The organism is Pseudocitrobacter vendiensis (assembly GCF_943590815.1).
Lineage (GTDB): Bacteria > Pseudomonadota > Gammaproteobacteria > Enterobacterales > Enterobacteriaceae > Pseudocitrobacter > Pseudocitrobacter vendiensis.
Genome location: NZ_CALSBS010000003.1, coordinates 179,978 through 199,035, shown reverse-complemented (window position 1 = coordinate 199,035; position 19,058 = coordinate 179,978). Strand labels below are relative to the sequence as shown.

Annotated in this window: 21 protein-coding genes; 6 read left to right on the top strand and 15 right to left on the bottom strand. The window is 49.9% G+C overall.

Annotation, left to right across the window (positions count from 1 at the left end; genetic code table 11):
- The first annotated feature begins 83 nt into the window (after positions 1–83).
- Positions 84–1,226 carry an O-antigen ligase family protein gene (locus NMC31_RS05555; RefSeq protein WP_366938206.1) on the top strand — a complete coding sequence of 381 codons (1,143 nt, stop codon included), beginning with the start codon at positions 84–86 and terminating at the stop codon, positions 1,224–1,226.
- A 38-nt stretch (positions 1,227–1,264) separates the two neighbouring features.
- Here the strand turns inward: NMC31_RS05555 and NMC31_RS05550 are convergent, their stop codons facing one another.
- The 8 genes from NMC31_RS05550 to rfaQ all read right to left on the bottom strand — a co-directional run bounded on the left by NMC31_RS05550 (position 1,265) and on the right by rfaQ (position 9,306).
- The gene (locus NMC31_RS05550) at positions 1,265–2,326 is read right to left on the bottom strand and encodes a glycosyltransferase family 9 protein (RefSeq protein ID WP_253897236.1); all 1,062 of its coding nucleotides are present in this window, start codon (positions 2,324–2,326) and stop codon (positions 1,265–1,267) included.
- Positions 2,327–2,376: 50 nt separating this feature from the next.
- On the bottom strand, positions 2,377–3,228 hold the full coding sequence (gene waaZ / locus NMC31_RS05545; RefSeq protein ID WP_253897235.1) for a 3-deoxy-D-manno-oct-2-ulosonate III transferase WaaZ: 852 nt from the start codon (positions 3,226–3,228) through the stop codon (positions 2,377–2,379).
- 200 nt (positions 3,229–3,428) lie between these two features.
- On the bottom strand, positions 3,429–4,127 hold the full coding sequence (rfaY, locus tag NMC31_RS05540; protein WP_149463701.1) for a lipopolysaccharide core heptose(II) kinase RfaY: 699 nt from the start codon (positions 4,125–4,127) through the stop codon (positions 3,429–3,431).
- Positions 4,128–4,152: 25 nt separating this feature from the next.
- The gene (locus tag NMC31_RS05535) at positions 4,153–5,175 is read right to left on the bottom strand and encodes a glycosyltransferase family 8 protein (RefSeq protein WP_253897234.1); all 1,023 of its coding nucleotides are present in this window, start codon (positions 5,173–5,175) and stop codon (positions 4,153–4,155) included.
- 19 nt (positions 5,176–5,194) lie between these two features.
- Positions 5,195–6,211, bottom strand: a complete 1,017-nt coding sequence (gene waaO / locus NMC31_RS05530; protein WP_149463703.1) for a lipopolysaccharide 3-alpha-galactosyltransferase — start codon at positions 6,209–6,211, stop codon at positions 5,195–5,197.
- 134 nt (positions 6,212–6,345) lie between these two features.
- Positions 6,346–7,143, bottom strand: a complete 798-nt coding sequence (rfaP, locus tag NMC31_RS05525) for a lipopolysaccharide core heptose(I) kinase RfaP (RefSeq protein ID WP_253897233.1) — start codon at positions 7,141–7,143, stop codon at positions 6,346–6,348.
- Positions 7,136–8,260 carry a glycosyltransferase family 4 protein gene (locus NMC31_RS05520; protein WP_253897232.1) on the bottom strand — a complete coding sequence of 375 codons (1,125 nt, stop codon included), beginning with the start codon at positions 8,258–8,260 and terminating at the stop codon, positions 7,136–7,138. The genes rfaP and NMC31_RS05520 overlap by 8 nt, the downstream gene beginning before the upstream one ends.
- Positions 8,257–9,306, bottom strand: coding sequence for a lipopolysaccharide core heptosyltransferase RfaQ (rfaQ, locus tag NMC31_RS05515; RefSeq protein ID WP_253897231.1), 1,050 nt, complete (start codon positions 9,304–9,306; stop codon positions 8,257–8,259). Before rfaQ ends, NMC31_RS05520 begins: the two co-directional genes overlap by 4 nt.
- Before the next feature lie 399 nt (positions 9,307–9,705).
- On the opposite strand from rfaQ, the gene waaA reads away from it, so the two are divergent.
- A complete protein-coding gene (waaA, locus tag NMC31_RS05510) occupies positions 9,706–10,983 on the top strand; it encodes a lipid IV(A) 3-deoxy-D-manno-octulosonic acid transferase (protein WP_253897230.1) in 1,278 nt (425 codons plus the stop codon).
- Positions 10,984–10,990: 7 nt separating this feature from the next.
- Positions 10,991–11,470 carry a pantetheine-phosphate adenylyltransferase gene (coaD, locus tag NMC31_RS05505; RefSeq protein ID WP_253897229.1) on the top strand — a complete coding sequence of 160 codons (480 nt, stop codon included), beginning with the start codon at positions 10,991–10,993 and terminating at the stop codon, positions 11,468–11,470.
- A 37-nt stretch (positions 11,471–11,507) separates the two neighbouring features.
- Here the strand turns inward: coaD and mutM are convergent, their stop codons facing one another.
- From mutM to radC, 4 genes are all read right to left on the bottom strand, one after another.
- Positions 11,508–12,317 (bottom strand): bifunctional DNA-formamidopyrimidine glycosylase/DNA-(apurinic or apyrimidinic site) lyase, encoded by an 810-nt coding sequence (gene mutM, locus NMC31_RS05500; protein WP_015962469.1) that lies wholly within the window; start codon positions 12,315–12,317, stop codon positions 11,508–11,510.
- Between the two features lie 98 nt (positions 12,318–12,415).
- Entirely contained in the window at positions 12,416–12,583 is a 168-nt protein-coding gene (gene rpmG, locus NMC31_RS05495) for a 50S ribosomal protein L33 (protein ID WP_003024094.1), read from the bottom strand.
- A 20-nt stretch (positions 12,584–12,603) separates the two neighbouring features.
- A complete protein-coding gene (rpmB, locus tag NMC31_RS05490; protein WP_002436699.1) occupies positions 12,604–12,840 on the bottom strand; it encodes a 50S ribosomal protein L28 in 237 nt (78 codons plus the stop codon).
- Between the two features lie 219 nt (positions 12,841–13,059).
- Positions 13,060–13,725: a RadC family protein gene (radC, locus tag NMC31_RS05485; RefSeq protein WP_253897228.1), complete on the bottom strand. Its 666-nt coding sequence runs from the start codon at positions 13,723–13,725 to the stop codon at positions 13,060–13,062.
- A gap of 173 nt (positions 13,726–13,898) precedes the next feature.
- Between radC and coaBC the strand changes: the two genes are divergently transcribed.
- The 3 genes from coaBC to slmA all read left to right on the top strand — a co-directional run bounded on the left by coaBC (position 13,899) and on the right by slmA (position 16,305).
- On the top strand, positions 13,899–15,119 hold the full coding sequence (coaBC, locus tag NMC31_RS05480) for a bifunctional phosphopantothenoylcysteine decarboxylase/phosphopantothenate--cysteine ligase CoaBC (RefSeq protein ID WP_253897314.1): 1,221 nt from the start codon (positions 13,899–13,901) through the stop codon (positions 15,117–15,119).
- Positions 15,097–15,555: a dUTP diphosphatase gene (gene dut / locus NMC31_RS05475; protein WP_015962466.1), complete on the top strand. Its 459-nt coding sequence runs from the start codon at positions 15,097–15,099 to the stop codon at positions 15,553–15,555. Before coaBC ends, dut begins: the two co-directional genes overlap by 23 nt.
- A gap of 153 nt (positions 15,556–15,708) precedes the next feature.
- Complete coding sequence (gene slmA / locus NMC31_RS05470; protein ID WP_108476537.1) at positions 15,709–16,305, top strand: nucleoid occlusion factor SlmA; 597 nt, start codon at positions 15,709–15,711, stop codon at positions 16,303–16,305.
- Here slmA and NMC31_RS05465 read toward each other — a convergent pair.
- The 3 genes from NMC31_RS05465 to rph all read right to left on the bottom strand — a co-directional run bounded on the left by NMC31_RS05465 (position 16,302) and on the right by rph (position 18,982).
- The gene (locus NMC31_RS05465; RefSeq protein WP_253897227.1) at positions 16,302–17,261 is read right to left on the bottom strand and encodes a reverse transcriptase family protein; all 960 of its coding nucleotides are present in this window, start codon (positions 17,259–17,261) and stop codon (positions 16,302–16,304) included. The two genes, slmA and NMC31_RS05465, sit on opposite strands and share 4 nt — an antisense overlap.
- Positions 17,262–17,559: 298 nt before the next feature.
- Positions 17,560–18,201 (bottom strand): orotate phosphoribosyltransferase, encoded by a 642-nt coding sequence (gene pyrE / locus NMC31_RS05460; RefSeq protein ID WP_253897226.1) that lies wholly within the window; start codon positions 18,199–18,201, stop codon positions 17,560–17,562.
- A gap of 64 nt (positions 18,202–18,265) precedes the next feature.
- A complete protein-coding gene (gene rph / locus NMC31_RS05455; protein ID WP_253897225.1) occupies positions 18,266–18,982 on the bottom strand; it encodes a ribonuclease PH in 717 nt (238 codons plus the stop codon).
- Between the last annotated feature and the right edge of the window lie 76 nt (positions 18,983–19,058).

Here is a 19,058-nt window from a genome sequence, read left to right as displayed (position 1 = left end):
AAACCGCTTCTGTCCTGGAAATCATCACATTTGCGCTCTGTGCTGTGACATTAATTACCGCGCTAATTAATAATAACTTAAGCATGAAGTTATTTAATATTACCGGGATTCTGGCCATATTGACGTTAATCGCAAGGGGAAAAACAGCCGCACTAACAGGCAAAGCCTGCATTCTTCCAGTGGCTATCTTACTGATCGGTATCGTAGATGTTATCTGGTATTCCCTGTTCAAAGTGGATAACTCACCCTTTCGGGCCACGTATCACAGCTATCTGAACACCGCGAAAATCTTTCTGTTCGGGACATTTATTGTTCTACTGGCATCGACATCAAAATTTAAAGTAAAGAAGGATGCGCTGCTTTATCTCTTTTACGCAGTGTCATTTATTATTTTTGGCTATGCCGCCTGGCTTAAATTTAATGCCGGTATGGCGCGAATTGATTTCGGTATCGGTACGGCCACGGGCGCGGCCTACTCCATCATGCTGATTGGCATTATCAGCGCGATATCAATTCTCTACGTCGAGAAAAGCCATCCTCTGCTGTTTCTGCTGAATACTGCTGCTATCTTCACGGCGCTAATCTTCACGCAAACTCGCTCTGCGGTACTGCTATTCCCGGTAATTTGTGCCATCACGCTGGTGCTCTACTTTAGTAAGGCACCCAAAAAGCTCTTTTTATCCGTTATTACTTTCCTCGCTTTACTCGTTGTCCTGAGCTTCATCTTCAGTAAGCCGATATCTCAACGCTATGAAAGTGCAATGCACGATATCGAGAAATACCAGACCAAAAACAACAGCCAGTCTTCATTAGGCGCACGCCTGGCGATGTATCAGGTCGGGTTTGATATTTTTGAAGAGGCGCCGCTGGCATGGCGCAGTGCGGAGGAACGCGCTCAGAGCGCGAAGGCATTGGTTGCAAAGGATAAATCATTGATGGGAATAATGCCCTTCCTCAATGTGCACCTGCATAATGAGTTTATTGAAGCGGGCTCGCTGAAAGGACTGGTGGGGGTATTATCAACGCTGCTGTTCTATGCCGGATTATTCTACGCCGTCTATTACTACCGTTCGCTCGGCCTGTTTACGTTTACTCTGGCCGTCATTGGCCTGGGGTTAAGCGATGTACTGATCTGGTCACGCAGTGTGCCAATCATTATTATCTGCGGTACAACGGTACTGCTCTTCTTCCAGAGCCAGCGAGAACTCCCCGCCAGACCGGAATAATAAAACCAAAAAAAAGTGAGCCATCATGGCTCACTTTTTTACTGGAATAAGCGTTTTAAAGCATCCAGCAAGACTGACTCTTTGATATCGCAGGCGCTACAGGTTGGCGATATCACCTGCTGTGCTCGTAGATTATTCGGCGCCCAAATGATCGGTGACGGATAATCTTCATGCCTCGCTTTCGGATAAAAGGCTAGCGTGGGTCTGTCATAAGCAGAAGCAATATGAACCAGCGCAGTATCAACGGAGATAACGTACTGGCAATATTTAGTCAGCGCGACGGCATGGATGAAATCTTTAAAGGGCAGCGTCTCGATATTCTCAACCGGGATCAGCGGAAGGTCTTTTGGATGCCCCGTATAAATAATTCGCAGTTCCGGGTGATTCTCTTTTAACCAGCTATCGATAAGCTGGATTTGCTGATTCGACATCCGACAAATTTTCTTTGCTCCGATGGGATTAACAATCACCACCTTTGAATCCCCGACAAACTCTTGTAACTGCTGTTCCACATCAGCAGGAAGCGGCAAATCATAACGCTCATCGTATTGAACGCCTTCGCCGAAGAGATGCTCACAGATAACGCGTGTACGCGTGGCCATGTGCTCCGTTAGCTGCTCATCATGCGGATGATAGCTGGAGTAGTAGCGTTTGTACCACTTATCAAAGCCAAGGATATAATGCTTTCTTAATCCTGACAGAAGCAGCGCATGGCCGAAGCTGGGCTGCGTTTCAAAAGGATCCAACACAACATCGAATTGATGCCGCGCAAGCTCCCCGCGCAGCTTCAGAACGTCCGGAATATTATTTGAATCTTTGATAAAGAAGTGGGTAATGCCTGGGTTGGCTTTCAAAAATGCATGCCCGACACCACAGGAGATAATAGATAAAGATATATTTCTCTCAGCGAGAGCACGATAAAGTGCACTCAATACAATAAGATCGCCGAGCTTACTATTATCATGAATAAGCAAACAGCTTTTGATACAGTTTGCAGGTACAGGACTCACACCTTTAGATCTAAAAAGAAAAGAGAGAAAGTTGATTTTAATTTTATTTATTAATAATCTTTTTTTCTTATGAAATGTTCCAAGGCGCATCTTGTTTACCAGCACATGGTTTTATTGAACAATAAGGTTCTTGATGTTGATCATGCATGAACACGCGTATCGTCAGAAGTGAATTTTTTTTTAGCATTCACACTCTTTTGAGGCGCCACATCAGCCAGCTCTGAGACTTTGATAAAAGGAATAATGTCGTAACTGATTGCGGTGTCATCAGACAGATTATAGATACGCATATCAGGCACGTTGTGGCTCATAAACTCAAAGAACGGCAAAATTTTATGCAGATCTTTACTGAGCTCAGACGGCATCGGATTATTGCTTTCATCGTAAAAACGCTGGCAGGTACCGGTAAGATCGAGTCCGGAACATACAATCCGCGAATAGCACAACGAGTAAGCAATCTGAATCGCCGTATAGGCAACGGTATGGCATGAGCAGTAACCGATCGCTATATCCTTACAAAAACCAACAAGGCGTCCTCTCTTCGAAAAGGGTACCTTAATCAATAAATTGCGATACAAGCGTCTTAACACCGCGAGTTTAATTTTCTTCGCTATTCCACCCTTCTCGCGCTTATAAAATGCTTTGAGGATATGGCAATTTTCGCGAAGATATTTTTTATCCTCTTCTGAAGCCTCTTCATAAACATCCGTATTTACGATCGTAAAGCGACTACCGCGGCTGAAACGGTAGAAATCGTCACGCCGTTGATGCAAAAAACGCGCATCCGTCAAAATGTAGATGAATGGCGCAATATTATGACTGAGTAGATAGTCTGCAGAGCCATTTACTGTGATGACATCTTTACTTTCTAGCACAGAAAGTGGCGTCTTCTTTGATGTTGGGCCTGACAGAAAAATGATCGCATCGTCCGATGTTTTCTGCTCAATCAGGCTCTGAACATCAGCATGTGTAATATATTTAATGTGTTTCATAAAAAACCTGTAGAGATAGGCTACTTTTCGCCGGCAAATGCAGCAAACTTAAACTACGATGAACTCCACAAAAACGTATAAAGCATATACAATTAAAACCAGGATTTGTCCACAGTTGACTCTATATTTCTGGATCATCAATAATTTTTAAGTATAAGTTTTTCTAAAACTATTGGCGACGCATATAATAACTAATGAGTTTACCGAACTTCTTTTCCTTTAAGTCTTCTAATAAAATTACGGAACTTTTTCTTAAAAATAAGGCGATAGTAACCTGCATCTTTAACCTCATTAACAATGCCATAATGACGTTCAAGATCAATACGGTCCTTGGCCATGCGCATAGACGAAGGGGACTTACCCGATAAATCAATAATCCTGACAACGCCATCTTCAATGATAAAGTTGCCTTTGTGCGGATCGCCAGAAACCATACCGTGCTGATGTAATCCAGAAATTGATGCTTTTATTTTCTGTTTAAGTTCATCGTCAATTTCAGGAATATCAACCAGTTCAACACCTTCAATATACTCAATCAGCATGATGTAGTAATGCGCAAAGCGTAACGTTTTCTTCTCCGCTAAGAGATAGAAATCGTTAACAGAGTCGAGGCCTTCTTTTCTGACACGCTCAGTTTGTTCGAACAGTTTCTCGTAGTAATCGCCCTTTACCATTGCTTTCAGGAAACGTTCATTCTGCTTAACTTTTGGTGCAAAGATTTTTAAGATCATTTTCCCGTACTGGGTATCGATCAACAAAACCTTGGTATCCTCAATATTACGGAAGACCTTTATGATTTTTATATTGTAGGATAAAAAATCGTTAAACACATCGATGTATTTTTCACCATCTGATTTTGTGAAAACGACATAATCATTAATGTGATGTTTAATACTCATAATAAACCAAAAGTTAATAAAATATTCAGCGAATGGAATGTTTTCTCAGTAGATAAGACACGCCAGCCACAAATCCGGAGTAATATTTGTGTTGAACAAGCAGATGTTTGTAGCGTTTTTTCAATTCAACAATCGTCTGTGCATCGCGAGGTGGCTGGTCTTTCCAGGGAGATACCGCAAGCGCCTGCAAGTAATAACGTACAGATGGGTAAACAGCCCACTTATGCCACGGCTTGGTAACACCGGTATAATGGATAAGTACCGTTTCATCAAAGATAGTTTCTTTATACTTTTGATGCGTTCTGTCTTTTAGCTCACTTTTTATTGTATAAATAGTATTAAATTTCCTCGGCAGGAACTTTATTTTTCCTTTAAGTAAAATATTTAATACGTCCTGATCAGGATATTTATAGACAATATTGTCGTAGTTTTCATGTGTCAGCATTGCCAGAATTCGGTGAGTTAAATCATTTTTCACCCACTCCTGCAAGTTGGCATAAACCACACCAGAGTTAAAATAGTTTCCCTGAAGTTCAGGGTCTTTTAACCGATCGACCACTTTTTTCTGCATCGAGTCGACATCTTTTACAACTGCCGCAATCGTTCCGGTCAGATTACAGGCGGCGAGGTCATCAAGTCGCCCTTTACAGAACACATCTGCATCCAGATAAAGCAGTTTATCCAGTTTGTTGCTAAAGAGTTCGAACGCAAATAACCGGAAGTACATGGCGCGAGACCAGACTTTGGTTCTCGGCAGACAGTCCAGCCTTTCGGCATTGATCAAGTATAAACTTATTTTAAGTTTATACTTTTTAGCTAATGCTTCGATATTGGTAAGAAAAGATGAGTTATACTCATCAGCAACAATATGATAATTGATATCGATACTGTTATTGATAACGACAGACGTAATAGAAATACCGACCCAATCGAGGTAATTTCGGTCTACGCCATACGCAATGTTAAGCACATCATTATCATCATGAGTATGAGTTCTATCATCAAAGACTTTATACTCAGATATTTCAATTACAGGAAGTGAGTTCACAGCATCACCTATATATATATTATTTTGTGATTTTCTTTTTAAAATAAAGAATGTAACTCAATGTACCTTTAACAAATTGCTTCTGATGGAGCTGATGCTTGGCACAGTATCGGTATTGGGCAGCGGTTTTCGGTGCCAGCAATGCATCATCCTTCCATGGTGAATGATTTTTTGCATTCAGAAAACAGGCTGAAACCGGATAGTCTCCCCATAGGTGCCACGGTTTCGTTGGGCCGATGTAATGAATAAACACCGTTTTATCATTCACGGGCCTTACAACGGATTTTTTCAGTTCATAGTTGAGACTGTACTGCGTATTAAACTTCGGATTGATAAAGCGCGCTTTGCCCACCAGCAACATGTTCAGGACATCCTGATCAAGGTGCGTTATCTTGCGGGTAACTTCTGGGTCACGCAGCATTTCAATCGCTTGTTTCGATATCTCTTCAGCGTTCCAGGCTGCGATGTTAATGAGCAGGAAGCCGGCATTAAAGTAACCTTCAGCCAGGCCCGGCGTCGACAGCGTTTCCGCGCGTTTTGTCCACCACGCGGTATTGCCTTCCATCACCACAGCAGCAATCTCATTATCGGCAAAGCGAAGGTCGATCAACTCCTGAATACTTCCTTTGCAGCCAATATCTGCATCCAGATAAAGCACTTTATCGCTTTTACCTGCAAAATAATCGGCGATGATGAAGCGGAAGTACGTCGCGTAACTCCAGTTTTTGGTGCTGGGTAAGGACTTCAGCGTATCGCAATTCACCAGATAGATAACAATGCGAGTCTGATATTGCTTCGCGAGCGCAGCAAACTTATCCCGCACGCTGTCGGTCAGAAAATCAGTAAAAACGTGAAACGCCAGACGACTATTGCGATTAGCAAACAGGATTGATGCCATTGAAATACCGCAACCGTACAGGAAGTTTTTATCAATCCCGTAAGCAATATCGAATGCGCTACCCTCTGAATCAGGCAGATAATTGTAGTCATTGACTGAGAGAATGACGTCTCTCTCATCAAAGTAAGTCTGGTTCATTAATCACTCTTTCTCATCAGCGCGATGAATCAACGTTTCGCAATTGTGTTATCTGTTGTTATGGCTAACCGACAGGCTTGCAGAATAAATCGTAGGTTAGATTTTCGTCTTGCGAAACAAATAATTAGCTTTGGCTACAAATGCTTTCTTTCTGTTCGTTCTCTGATACGTTCAGCTTTTGCTGCCGCCTGCGCCATCAGATTTTTCTCGTCGTGCAAAATCTCTCGCAACGGCTTCGCAAAATAAACCTTCATAAAGCGGAAGATGTCTCGCTGAGTCAGGCCGATATTCATTGAAGAAAAATAGAGCCCAATCAGGTCCTTATCACGCCAGCGCAGCGGTACCTGGCTACGCATTTGCGCACGGTGCAGATCGATAACTGAAATCTTCAGATTCTCTTCATTGCCATCAAAGGGCAGATGCAGCAGAAAGTGGCAGATGTAGCAGTCGCGATGGTTAATCCCCGCCAGGTGCATCTTTCTCACCATCGTCGCGACACGGTTGATGATCATCCGTTTTACGCGCGGCTGTGGCGGATTGTTGACCCAATCTGCACAGTAATCTTCCAGACTGATGGTTGGCGTTAAATCCTCAGTGATAATAAACGACACTTTGCGCACCGGATTCAGGCCTTTTTCGCCATATCCTACGCCACACATGGTATCCACGCCGACATCACGCAATTTATGAATCGCGTTCCACTCTCTGTCTGCGCCAAGTACCGGCATACGCAAAGAAAGCAGGTTTTTCACCACTTCTTTCATCGCAGTGCCACGGTGCCACTTCAGAAAGTAGCTTTTCCCGGCCAGTTCAAAACGCAGCGTACGACGCGTTTCCAGCTCTCTGAAAACTTCCCCCTGCAATTTTTTCACCTCTTCAAACGGATCTTTTCCGCGCCAGAGGGTCGCAAGAGGTTCTTTCAACTCAACCATGAACATCACCAATTATGATATCAGCCGCCTTCTCAGGCAGGCTGTAGAGATCCTGCGTATCCGCGTAATGGCGGGCATTTTCAGCCCATGCCTGGCGGAGTTGCGGATTCGTCAATGCATTGCGTAGCGCATCATTTAGCGCCGACTGCTTCCAGGGCTCGCCCAGTACCTCACCGCAATTTGCCGCCGCGATGTAGTGCGCATAGCCACAAACTTCACTGACCAGCACCGGCAGGCCGCCGGTAATCGCCTCAAGCAGAACAATCCCGGCCGCTTCCTGATAGGCCGGATGCAGTAAAACATCGGCGGCAGCCATCAGTTCAGAGACGTCGTTACGCCCCGAGAAAAAGTGGACGTTCTCACGCACGCCGCGCTTTGTTGCCAGCGCTTCAAAGCGCCCGGGTTTATCCTGACCCACAACATACAGCGTGGTTTTGCAGCGAAGGGCATCCGGTAACGCGGCCAGCGCTTCAATCGAGCGGTCCACACCTTTTCGGCTGAAATCGGAACCGACCTGAAGCAACAGGAAATCGTGTTCGCCAATACCGTTTTTCGCGCGATAAACTTCGCGGGCGTCAGGAATTTGCTGGCTATATTTACGATCCGGGTAAATTCCTGGTGGCAAAATATGGAAGCGCTCAGGTTCGGTTTGATAATGCTTCTGGAAATCGGCGATTTGCTTATTCGTCAGCATCAGTAATTGCGTTGGTTTGCCTTTCTCAAACGTGGCGCGTTCAAACGCCGCATAGTGACGATAGCGGGCGGTCAGGCGATAGAAAAAGCCTTTCTCCTGCGCCACTTTCTCGGCATAACAGACGTCGGCGGCGTAATACACATCCAGACCCGGCATTTTATTAAAACCAATAATACGATCCGCCGGATGTGCTTTCAGATGCGTCTGCACCCACGCGTAATACTCGGCGTTGCGCCCGTGGTTGGTCCGCGATTTCACCGGAACGGTTACCAGCTCAAACTCAGCCGGACAGTCACCCTGCCAGGATTGCGTATAGACGCGCACGTGATGACCGCGCGCCGCAACGGTTTGGGCAATGCGCAAAAAATCGCGCTGCAGGCCACCGAATGGAAAATATTTATAGAGACAGAAGGCGATGATCATAGCGCCTCTCCCGACGGCAACATTTTCTCCGTTGCCGCAATCACATCGGCGGCAGGAATAACGGACATATACTTTTTATTGCGATCGAGCTGCGAGCGCGGCGGCATCGCCTGATAATTGCCGGCCCAGAACTGAATAATGTCTTCGGTCCACGGACGCCAGAAAACATGGTCCGTCGCGCCAAACAGACAAATCACCGGTGTTTTTACCGCTGCGGCAATGTGACCGGGTGCCGAATCGACGCCAATAAACAGTACGGCATGGTCGATTAACGCGCCCAGTTCGGGAAAGCGCGTTTTACCCGCAAGCCCCGTCACCGGGCGTGATACGCACTGCGCCGCAATATCTTCTACACAGGCGAGGTCTTCCGCACCGGGTCCGGAGGTCAACACCACCTGATAGCCACGCTGCTGAAGCGAATCGATGACCTGCGCGAATTTATCGTTATCCCAGCACTTGAACGGCTGGCGCGCTGTCGGCTGAATAACGACATAGTTGTCACCTACTCCGAAAGCATCCAGTTGCTTTCGCATACGCTCCCAATGTTCCGGCGCGTAGGGCATGGATGTTTCCTGACAGGTTTGGGTTAACCCCAGCGGCGCCAGCGCAGAAAGGTTGCGCAGCACACAGTGTTCGCCCTGAAACGGCGCAAGATGGGTAAAGCTTTTTTTCCAGAACGCCGACTGGCGATGGGCGAAATCCTGGGAGATTTTGACGTTGGCGTTTAACAAACGCACCAGTACCGCAATCATCCATTGATCGGTCAGATTGACAATCAGGTCATACTGATTCGCCCGCAGGGTTTTCACCAACGCGTAAAAATTCGCTATTTTTGCGGTTGCCGCTGTGCCTTTATTACTGATGCCATATAACGCATTGATTTCCGGATTTTCCGAAATAATGGGGATCGTATCCTGATACAACAGCATATCGATTTTCGCATCAGGGTAATTACGTTTCAGCGTGCTGATAACTGGCGTAGTCAGCAACATATCCCCATGAAAACGCATTTTAATAACCAGAATTCGGGTGAACGTTTTTTCCACAAGCGGCTCTTTATGATAATAACCAGTCGGAATTGAAAAAAAGGCACGCTACCGCCCCAGGCTTACAGTTACCTGATTACTGACGTCGTGCTCTAATTGCGGCTTAGTGTATCACTTATTCCTGAGCAAACCGAATTGAATATTTTTTAACCTTACTTAAGTATATTCTCTGTTAAAACAATGAGTAATATGATTGCATAAGTGGTTTTGTTTAAGGGCGAGACCGTTGGGTCGCGCCGGAACAACCTCAATTAATCATATAAAAAAGCAAATATAGTTTAACGTTTAATGGCGCAAAGCCATTTTTCCCGCTAAATCAGCCCAAATCGGCAAAAATGATGGTAAAGGTTGGGCTAAATACTTAGAATCCTCAGCACATTCCTAAGCCAGCTGCGTACTATGCTTCAATTGCTCTACACATCACTCCTCTACCTTATTCAGCCGTTGATCTGGATACGGCTTTGGGTGCGTGGACGTAAAGCGCCGGCATATCGCAAACGTTGGGGCGAGCGCTACGGTTTTTATCGTAAGCCGCTGATGCCGGGCGGCATTATGCTGCACTCGGTTTCCGTCGGCGAAACGCTGGCCGCCATTCCGCTGGTGCGCGCCCTGCGCCATCGCTATCCCGATCTGCCGATTACCGTGACCACCATGACGCCTACGGGCTCTGAGCGCGTCCTTTCCGCCTTCGGCAGCGACGTACAGCACGTTTATCTTCCTTACGATCTCCCGGACGCCATCAACCGTTTCCTCGATAAAGTCGATCCCAAGCTGGTGCTGATTATGGAGACCGAGCTGTGGCCAAACCTGATTGCCGCACTGCATAAACGTAAAATCCCGCTGGTAATTGCCAACGCACGCCTGTCTGCGCGTTCCGCTGCGGGTTATGCCAAACTCGGCAAGTTTGTGCAGACGCTGCTGCGCCGAATAACGCTCATTGCCGCGCAAAACGAAGAAGACGGCGAACGGTTTATTGCGCTGGGCGCGAAACGCAATCAGCTATCGGTCACCGGCAGCCTGAAGTTTGATATCTCCGTGACGCCACAGCTGGCGACAAAAGCCATTACCCTGCGCCGCCAGTGGGCGCCGCATCGTCCAGTATGGATTGCCACCAGCACGCACGAAGGCGAAGAGAGCATCATGCTGGAAGCGCATCAGCAACTGCTGAAAACCTTCCCCGACCTGCTGTTGATTCTGGTCCCGCGCCATCCGGAACGTTTCCCGGACACCATCAATCTGGTCCGCCAGGCCGGTTTAAGCTTTATCACACGCTCCTCTGGCGAAGTTCCCTCGGCGGGCACCCAGGTTGTAGTGGGTGACACGATGGGCGAACTGATGCTGTTATACGGCATTGCAGACCTCGCATTTGTGGGCGGATCGCTGGTTGAGCGTGGTGGACATAATCCGCTGGAAGCGGCGGCGCACGCCATTCCGGTTCTCATGGGGCCACACACGTTCAACTTTAAAGACATCTGCGCGCGTCTCGATCAGGCCAGCGGTCTGATTACGGTAACCGACGCCGCATCGCTGGTGAAAGAGATTTCCTCTTTACTGACCGACGAAGATTATCGTAATTTCTACGGTCGACACGCAGTTGAAGTGCTCTACCAAAACCAGGGCGCGCTACAGCGCATGCTGCAACTGCTGGAACCTTATCTGCCACCCAGAGCGCACTGAGGCTGTCATGCAAAAACGGGCGATTTATCCAGGCACGTTCGATCCCATCACTAACGGGCATATCGATATCATTACCCGCGCGAGCAAAATGTTCGATCGGGTGATTCTGGCAATTGCCGCCAGCCCCAGCAAGAAACCGATGTTTGATCTCAATGAACGCGTCGCGCTGGCGCAACAGGCGATTGCGCATCTGGATAACGTAGAAGTTGTCGGTTTCAGCGATTTGATGGCCAATTTTGCTCGCGATCGGCAGGCCACTATTTTGATTCGCGGCCTGCGCGCGGTGGCGGATTTTGAATATGAAATGCAGCTGGCGCACATGAACCGTCATCTGATGCCGGAACTGGAAAGCGTGTTTTTGATGCCGTCAAAAGAGTGGTCGTTTATTTCCTCTTCTTTAGTCAAAGAGGTGGCCCGTCATCAGGGTGATGTCACCGACTTCCTGCCGCCTAACGTCCATCAGGCGTTAATAGAAAAGCTCAAATAGCCGTTTGCCGGATGACATCATCCGGCTCGCAACCCACTCATTTCTGACACTGACGGCAATAAAATGTCGCGCGCTGTGCGTGTTTGGTGGCGATGATCGGCGTTCCGCAAACCCGACACGGCTCGCCCTTGCGACCGTATACCTGTAACTCCTGGGCAAAGTAGCCCGGCTTACCGTCGCTTTGCAGGAAATCTTTCAGGGTGGTTCCGCCCTGTTCAATCGAACGCAACAAGACCGCCTTAATGGTGCTGACCAGCAGCGCGCACTCCTGCGGCGACAGCGACGAGGCGAGTCGGTCAGGATGAATCCCTGCCGCAAACAGTGATTCACTGGCATAGATATTCCCTACCCCGACCACCAGCTTGTTATCCATCAGCCAGGGCTTAATCGCCGTTTTCTTCTTCGCGCACTTCTGTTGCAGGTACTCGGCGTTAAATTCGTCGCTCAGCGGCTCAGGGCCGAGATGTGCCAGCACGTTGTGCCCTTCCAGCTCTTTAGTCCAAAGCCAGGCGCCAAAGCGGCGTGGGTCGGTATAGCGCAGCACTTTGCCGTTGCTCATCACCAGGTCGACGTGATCGTGTTTCTCGGCCGGGAGTTCTTCCGTCAATATGCGCAGGCTACCCGACATACCGAGATGAATGATAATCCAGCCATCCGGCAGTTCCAGCAGCAGATATTTGGCGCGACGTTGAACGCTGAGAACGGGTTTGTCACTCAGGCGGTGGATTTCATCGGAGACGGGCCAGCGCAGACGTCCATTGCGGATAATCGCATACTGGATGGTTGCGCCAACCAGATGCGGTTCAATGCCGCGGCGGCTGGTTTCAACTTCGGGTAATTCAGGCATAGCGTCTCCGACTGTTTAACTGATGTCTTCAATATGGGGACGGCCAGAAAACAAAAAACCCCGCCAAGGCGAGGTTTTTCGTGACATCGAATCTAAAATTATTTGATTTTAGCTTCTTTGTACAGAACGTGCTGACGGACAACTGGATCGAATTTTTTCAGTTCCAGTTTTTCCGGTTTAGTACGTTTGTTCTTCGTGGTGGTATAGAAGTGACCAGTACCAGCAGAAGAAACCAGCTTGATTTTCTCACGAATACCTTTAGCCATGATTTATTTCCTCTAAGTACTTAGTACTTTTCGCCACGGGCACGCAGTTCAGAAAGAACTGTATCAATGCCTTTTTTATCGATTACACGCATACCTTTAGCAGATACGCGCAGGGTGACAAAACGCTTCTCGCTCTCAACCCAGAAACGGTGAGAGTGCAGGTTCGGCAGGAAACGGCGTTTAGTCGCGTTCAGTGCGTGGGAACGGTTGTTACCGGTCACCGGACGCTTGCCAGTAACTTGGCAGACTCGGGACATGTCTATTCTCCAAAAATCAAATTAGCTCGAGCTTCGTATGGGGTATCGGCGCCTCGTCAGGCTTTACAGCCCGGTCATCGCATAGTTCTAAGTGAACTCTCGATTGCCAGGCCCAAATGCCAAACCCGAGATTCTCAAAGGTGGCGTAGTATACGCTGACCCGGCGTTATGCTCAAGTCCCGAACAGACAAAGATCCCGGTGGATCGCGTAATAATCGGCTAAATCCAACCGCGTTCGGCAAAAGAGACATACTCACCACGCCCAATAACGAGGTGGTCAAGGACGCGTATATCCATGAATTGGCATGATTTTACCACCCTTTCAGTGATAAGTCTGTCTGATTTACTGGGTTCAGCACTCCCTGAAGGATGATTATGCGCCAGGATCACCGCAGCCGCGTTCACTTTGATGGCTTCTCGTACAATTTCGCGCGGATGCACCTCCACGTGGCTTAATGTGCCGGCAAAAAGTCGGCTGTGTTTCAGCACCCGATTCTGGTTGTCGAGAAAGATCACGATAAAGATCTCACGCATTTCGTCACTGAGCTGACTTTGCAAAAATTCACGCGTCATCTCCGGGCTCAGTAGCGCGTTTCGAGCCAGCACCCGCAGGCTAAAATAGCGTCGCGCCAGTTCAGCGATGCCTTTTAATTGCGCGCACTTCGCCAGCCCCATGCCGTATTGTTCGGTGATTTCCTGTTCCGACGCCGAAAGCAGCTCATACAGTGAGCCAAAATGATGCAGCAAATCACGCGACCAGGTCATAACGTCTTTGTCCCGCGTGCCGGTGCGTAAAAACAGCGCCAGCAGCTCCACATCGGACAGTGATTCGATGCCCATTTTCTGCATTTTTTCGCGCGGCATCAGCGCATCTGAGCTATCCATATCGGCTCCTCCCTGACAATGTTCGCCATCCTGCCACAGCAACGTGCGACCTGCGCGGGTCACTTTTTACTCTTGCGTAGCCCCTCGCAAAGTGGATACTCCCTAACCGCACGACCCCGAAAATATTGTGATAAAATCCCACTTTCAGATGAACTCGACAGGAAAGAATCATGATGAGCCTGGCCGGAAAAAAAATTGTTCTCGGCGTGAGCGGCGGTATCGCGGCCTATAAAGCCCCCGAACTGGTGCGCCGTCTGCGCGACCGTGGCGCCGAAGTACGCGTTGCCATGACCGAGGCGGCGAAAGCTTTCATCACCCCGCTGAGCCTGCAAGCCGTCTCCGGTTATCCGGTTTCCGACAGCCTGCTCGACCCGGCGGCAGAAGCGGCAATGGGCCACATTGAGCTGGGAAAATGGGCGGATCTCGTGATTCTCGCCCCCGCCACGGCTGACCTCATTGCTCGCGTAGCGGCCGGTATGGCCAACGACCTGGTTTCCACCATCTGTCTGGCGACGCCATCACCGGTTGCCGTCGTGCCGGCGATGAATCAACAGATGTATCGTGCGTCAGCCACGCAGCATAATCTGTCCGTTCTGGCATCTCGCAACCTGCTTATCTGGGGCCCGGATAGCGGAAGCCAGGCCTGCAGTGATATCGGACCGGGCCGCATGCTCGACCCGTTAACCATCGTCGATATGGCTGCGGCGCATTTTTCGCCTGTCAAAGATCTGCAACATCTGAACATCATGATTACGGCGGGCCCAACCCGCGAACCGTTAGATCCCGTTCGCTATATCAGCAATCACAGCTCCGGCAAGATGGGCTTTGCTATTGCGGAGGCTGCCGCTCAGCGCGGCGCAAATGTCACTCTGGTGAGCGGCCCGGTGTCGCTCGCGACGCCTGCCTTTGTGCAGCGCATTGATGTAACCACGGCGCAGGAGATGGATGCAGCCGTGCAGGCTGGCGCGCAAAAGCAGCATATTTTCATTGGCTGTGCCGCCGTCGCTGATTATCGAGCGGCCGTCATTGCCGATGAAAAAATTAAAAAGCAGGACACGCAGGGCGATGAATTCATTATTAAAATGGTGAAAAACCCGGACATCGTGGCAGGCGTTGCAGCCCTAAAAACGCACCGTCCTTATGTTGTCGGATTTGCCGCCGAAACGAATAATGTGGAAGAATATGCGCGGCAAAAACGCGCCCGCAAAAACCTCGATCTGATCTGCGCTAACGATGTATCACAGGCAAATCAAGGCTTTAATAGCGATAACAATGCATTACACCTTTTCTGGCAGGACGGCGATAAGCGCTTACCGTTAAGCAGCAAAGCGCTGCTGGGCCAACTTTTACTGAACGAGATCGTTACCCGTTATGATGAAAAAAATCGACGTTAAGATTCTGGACCCGCGTATTGGTCAGGAATTCCCGCTGCCTACCTATGCAACGCCTGGCTCTGCAGGGCTTGATCTGCGCGCCTGCCTTGATAGCGCAATCGTACTGGAGCCGGGTCAAACGACGCTGCTGCCGACCGGTCTGGCGATTCACATCGCCGATCCTTCTCTGGCGGCGATGATGCTGCCGCGCTCGGGTCTGGGCCATAAACACGGTATCGTTCTGGGTAACCTGGTGGGCCTTATCGATTCTGATTATCAGGGGCAACTGATGGTCTCAATCTGGAACCGTGGGCAAACCACCTTCACCATCGAACCTGGTGAACGCGTCGCACAAATGATTATTGTCCCGGTCGTGCAGGCCGAGTTTAATCTGGTAGAAGATTTCGATGCCACCGAACGTGGCGAGGGCGGCTTCGGCCACTCCGGGCGTCAGTAACCGGTCCTGTCTCTGCCCGGCTTCATGCAGGGTGGAGACATTTGAACGCATCCCACAGCGTCATAATGCAATAACATCACTGCAAATTCGGATTTGCGGTCACTGTGTGGATGTCTGCCTGACGAGCATTTATTTTCAGGGGTATTTTAGAACATGGCAGAAAAGCAAACTGCGAAACGGAATCGTCGCGAAGAAATACTTCAATCTCTGGCGCTGATGCTTGAATCCAGTGATGGTAGCCAACGCATTACCACAGCAAAACTGGCGGCTTCAGTTGGCGTTTCCGAAGCGGCGCTCTATCGTCACTTTCCCAGCAAAACACGCATGTTCGATAGCCTTATCGAGTTTATCGAAGATAGCCTGATTACCCGCATCAACCTGATTTTAAAAGATGAAAAGGACACCACCGCGCGTCTGCGCCTGATTGTTCTGCTGATCCTCGGGTTTGGTGAGCGTAATCCTGGCCTGACGCGTATTCTCACCGGCCACGCGTTGATGTTCGAGCAGGACCGCCTGCAGGGGCGTATCAATCAGCTTTTTGAACGCATTGAAGCCCAGCTGCGTCAGGTGTTGCGCGAGCGAAAAATGCGTGAAGGTGAAGGCTACGAGACGGATGAAACCCTGCTGGCAAGCCAGCTGCTCGCCTTCTGTGAAGGAATGCTCTCTCGCTTTGTCCGCAGCGAATTCAAATATCGCCCCACCGACGATTTTGACGCCCGCTGGCCGCTCATGGCCACGCAGCTTCGCTAACGTGTCTCAGGCAGAGCAATCTGCCTTATCATTTGCTGCACATCATGCAGCGCCTGTCTGAACCCCTGATCGTCCGGGTTAACCTGTAGCAGCCAGGCTATTTTCCCCTGCAAACGCTGAAGATAACACAGCGCCGATTCTGTCGGCTGTCCGCTGCGGCTAAGGTGCGACGCAACACCAAATTTCCGGCAGAAATGCACTTCCTGACGCAACAATCGCCGCTGCTCGCGGGAAAGTTGCAGCTTTTCGTTCACCACGATGCCCGTCACCGTCTGTTGTTTATGCGCGGGTATCTGCACTGTTTTACGTTTATTCAGCCGCAACCCCCATTCAGCCAGCAGCGCTGAAGCTTTATTTCGCACCTGTCGAGCGGAAAACGCGCCGGAAAAGGTCATATCATCGCAGTAACGGGTGTAAACAATATTACGTTCCTGACACCAGCCCCCCATCCGTTCATCAAAACTCTTCATGACCAGATTAGAGATTGCAGGCGAGGTGACCGCCCCCTGCGGTAATGCATCGCGATGGCAACAAAGATGGGTCAGCATTGTCACTACAGCGTTGGGTAATGTCGTTTGACGGAATACCCGCCATACCTGTAACCCGCTGATATTATCGAAGAAAGCTTCTATATCAAGCTTTAAAATCTGCGGTTGATGAAGATGGGGCCGCGCGTTGTGCGCTACCGTACTGCCTGGCCGATAGGCCGTTGCAAAGGGGGAAACAGGGAAATGCGCGAGGATATTCTTCAGGATGTTGCGCTGCACCGTTTTCAACAAATAATCAGGCGCCAGGATCTGTCGCTCACCGCCGTTGCGCTTCGATAACGCGATGGCCCGGTAATGCTTCGACGTACTATTGCTGAGTGCGTACAGCCGGCGAATCTCTTCGTTCGCGCTCCAGCCCGGAGCGCTAAATAAGTCCAGCGCCAGAAGGCAAACCCGGGTCGCATCCATTCAACGCTCCACATTGCTGAGAAAAGTGGGTGCCAACAGCGGCGATACTCGAAAACCATCCCGAAGGCGTGGAACTGTACTTCGCGCGACCGCGCGCGCACGTGAAACGTGCTGAGGTACAATGGAACGACTTTGGGTATATGAGTGAACTGCGGGCGTTAAGTCGGCGACTCGCCGACCCTTCTGGATTACTCCAGAAACGCTATCGCCACTGCTGACACAGAAAGCATAGCATGGGCATTGCGGGGAAAACCACTCGGCACATCACGCTGCGGGCGGATACCCGCAGCGTGATGGATCAGACGCCGTACGCTTCGCGATAGGCGCGAACAGCGGCCAGATGCTCCGCCATGTCGGGTTTTTCTTCCAGATACGCAATCAGGTCTTTCAGGGTGATGATGGAGATAACTTTGCAACCGTAGTCGCGCTCCACTTCCTGAATCGCCGAAATCTCGCCACGGCCACGCTCCTGACGGTCGAGAGAGATCAACACGCCAGCAAGCGTAGCGCCGTTGGCCTGAATGATTTCCATTGATTCACGGATCGCCGTACCAGCGGTGATCACATCATCCACCAGCATTACGCGCCCCTGAAGCGGGCTACCCACCAGGCTGCCGCCCTCGCCGTGATCTTTCGCTTCTTTGCGGTTAAAGCAGTAGGGCAGATTGCGGTCGTGATGCTCCGCCAGCGCAACGGCCGTGGTGGTGGCAATTGGAATACCTTTGTAGGCCGGGCCAAACAGCAGGTCGAAATCAATCGCGGAATCGACCAGCGCTTCGGCATAGAAGCGGCCTAACAACGCCAGATCGCGCCCGGTATTAAACAGCCCGGCGTTGAAGAAATAGGGGCTCTTGCGCCCGGATTTCAGCGTAAATTCGCCAAACTTCAGTACCTGCTTGCTAAGCGCAAATTCAATAAACTGGCGCTGATACGGTTTCATGGATTCGCTCCTTACTTACTTTTCTACGGACAAAAAAAAGGCGACTTCTCAGTCGCCTTAATAATCAATTTACCAGCGCCGCCTTCTGCGTCGCTACAATGGATTCGATACCCCCTCGGGCCAATGCCAACAAGGTAAGTAGCTCTTCGTGGCTGAACGGCTCGCCTTCTGCGGTGCCCTGCACCTCAATCATGCGGCCATCTTCCATCATTACCACGTTCATGTCGGTTTCTGCTGCCGAGTCTTCAACATACTCAAGGTCGCATACTGCTTCACCGCCCACAATTCCGACTGAAACCGCGGCCACCATCCCTTTCATTGGGTTGGTTTTCAGTTTACCGGCGGCGACCAGCTTGTTCAGCGCATCGGCCAGCGCCACACAAGCGCCGGTGATAGACGCAGTACGGGTGCCGCCATCGGCCTGAATTACATCGCAGTCAAGAGTGATGGTGAACTCGCCCAGCGCTTTCAAATCAACCGCCGCACGCAGCGCACGCGCGATCAGACGCTGAATTTCCATGGTACGGCCGCCCTGCTTGCCCTTCGCCGCTTCACGCGCGTTACGGGTGTGCGTGGCTCGCGGCAGCATGCCATATTCTGCGGTGATCCAACCCTGGCCCTGGCCTTTCAGGAAACGTGGCACGCTCTCTTCAACGGACGCGGTGCACAGGACTTTGGTTTCACCGAATTCGACGAGCACGGAGCCTTCAGCGTGTTTTGTGTAATTACGGGTCAGGGTGACGGGACGCACCTGGTTAGCGCTACGGCCTGCTGGACGCATGATAAAATCTCCGGCTTGAAACGAATGTGGCTGCGCATTATACGGACTTCCGGCGGTTATTCCTATCCTGGCAGGT

Bases quoted from the DNA above. Each gene is read 5' to 3' on its own strand.
- rpmB (WP_002436699.1), bottom strand. From the start codon at position 12,840: ATGTCCCGAGTCTGCCAAGTTACTGGCAAGCGTCCGGTGACCGGTAAC.
- rfaP (WP_253897233.1), bottom strand. From the start codon at position 7,143: ATGGTTGAGTTGAAAGAACCTCTTGCGACCCTCTGGCGCGGAAAAGAT.
- waaA (WP_253897230.1), top strand. From the start codon at position 9,706: ATGCTTCAATTGCTCTACACATCACTCCTCTACCTTATTCAGCCGTTG.
- waaO (WP_149463703.1), bottom strand. From the start codon at position 6,211: ATGAACCAGACTTACTTTGATGAGAGAGACGTCATTCTCTCAGTCAAT.
- NMC31_RS05555 (WP_366938206.1), top strand. From the start codon at position 84: ATGAAGTTATTTAATATTACCGGGATTCTGGCCATATTGACGTTAATC.
- coaD (WP_253897229.1), top strand. From the start codon at position 10,991: ATGCAAAAACGGGCGATTTATCCAGGCACGTTCGATCCCATCACTAAC.
- slmA (WP_108476537.1), top strand. From the start codon at position 15,709: ATGGCAGAAAAGCAAACTGCGAAACGGAATCGTCGCGAAGAAATACTT.
- dut (WP_015962466.1), top strand. From the start codon at position 15,097: ATGATGAAAAAAATCGACGTTAAGATTCTGGACCCGCGTATTGGTCAG.
- waaZ (WP_253897235.1), bottom strand. From the start codon at position 3,228: ATGAAACACATTAAATATATTACACATGCTGATGTTCAGAGCCTGATT.
- mutM (WP_015962469.1), bottom strand. From the start codon at position 12,317: ATGCCTGAATTACCCGAAGTTGAAACCAGCCGCCGCGGCATTGAACCG.
- rfaY (WP_149463701.1), bottom strand. From the start codon at position 4,127: ATGAGTATTAAACATCACATTAATGATTATGTCGTTTTCACAAAATCA.
- NMC31_RS05520 (WP_253897232.1), bottom strand. From the start codon at position 8,260: ATGATCATCGCCTTCTGTCTCTATAAATATTTTCCATTCGGTGGCCTG.
- coaBC (WP_253897314.1), top strand. From the start codon at position 13,899: ATGAGCCTGGCCGGAAAAAAAATTGTTCTCGGCGTGAGCGGCGGTATC.
- rph (WP_253897225.1), bottom strand. From the start codon at position 18,982: ATGCGTCCAGCAGGCCGTAGCGCTAACCAGGTGCGTCCCGTCACCCTG.
- NMC31_RS05550 (WP_253897236.1), bottom strand. From the start codon at position 2,326: ATGCGCCTTGGAACATTTCATAAGAAAAAAAGATTATTAATAAATAAA.
- pyrE (WP_253897226.1), bottom strand. From the start codon at position 18,201: ATGAAACCGTATCAGCGCCAGTTTATTGAATTTGCGCTTAGCAAGCAG.
- rpmG (WP_003024094.1), bottom strand. From the start codon at position 12,583: ATGGCTAAAGGTATTCGTGAGAAAATCAAGCTGGTTTCTTCTGCTGGT.
- NMC31_RS05465 (WP_253897227.1), bottom strand. From the start codon at position 17,261: ATGGATGCGACCCGGGTTTGCCTTCTGGCGCTGGACTTATTTAGCGCT.
- radC (WP_253897228.1), bottom strand. From the start codon at position 13,725: ATGGATAGCTCAGATGCGCTGATGCCGCGCGAAAAAATGCAGAAAATG.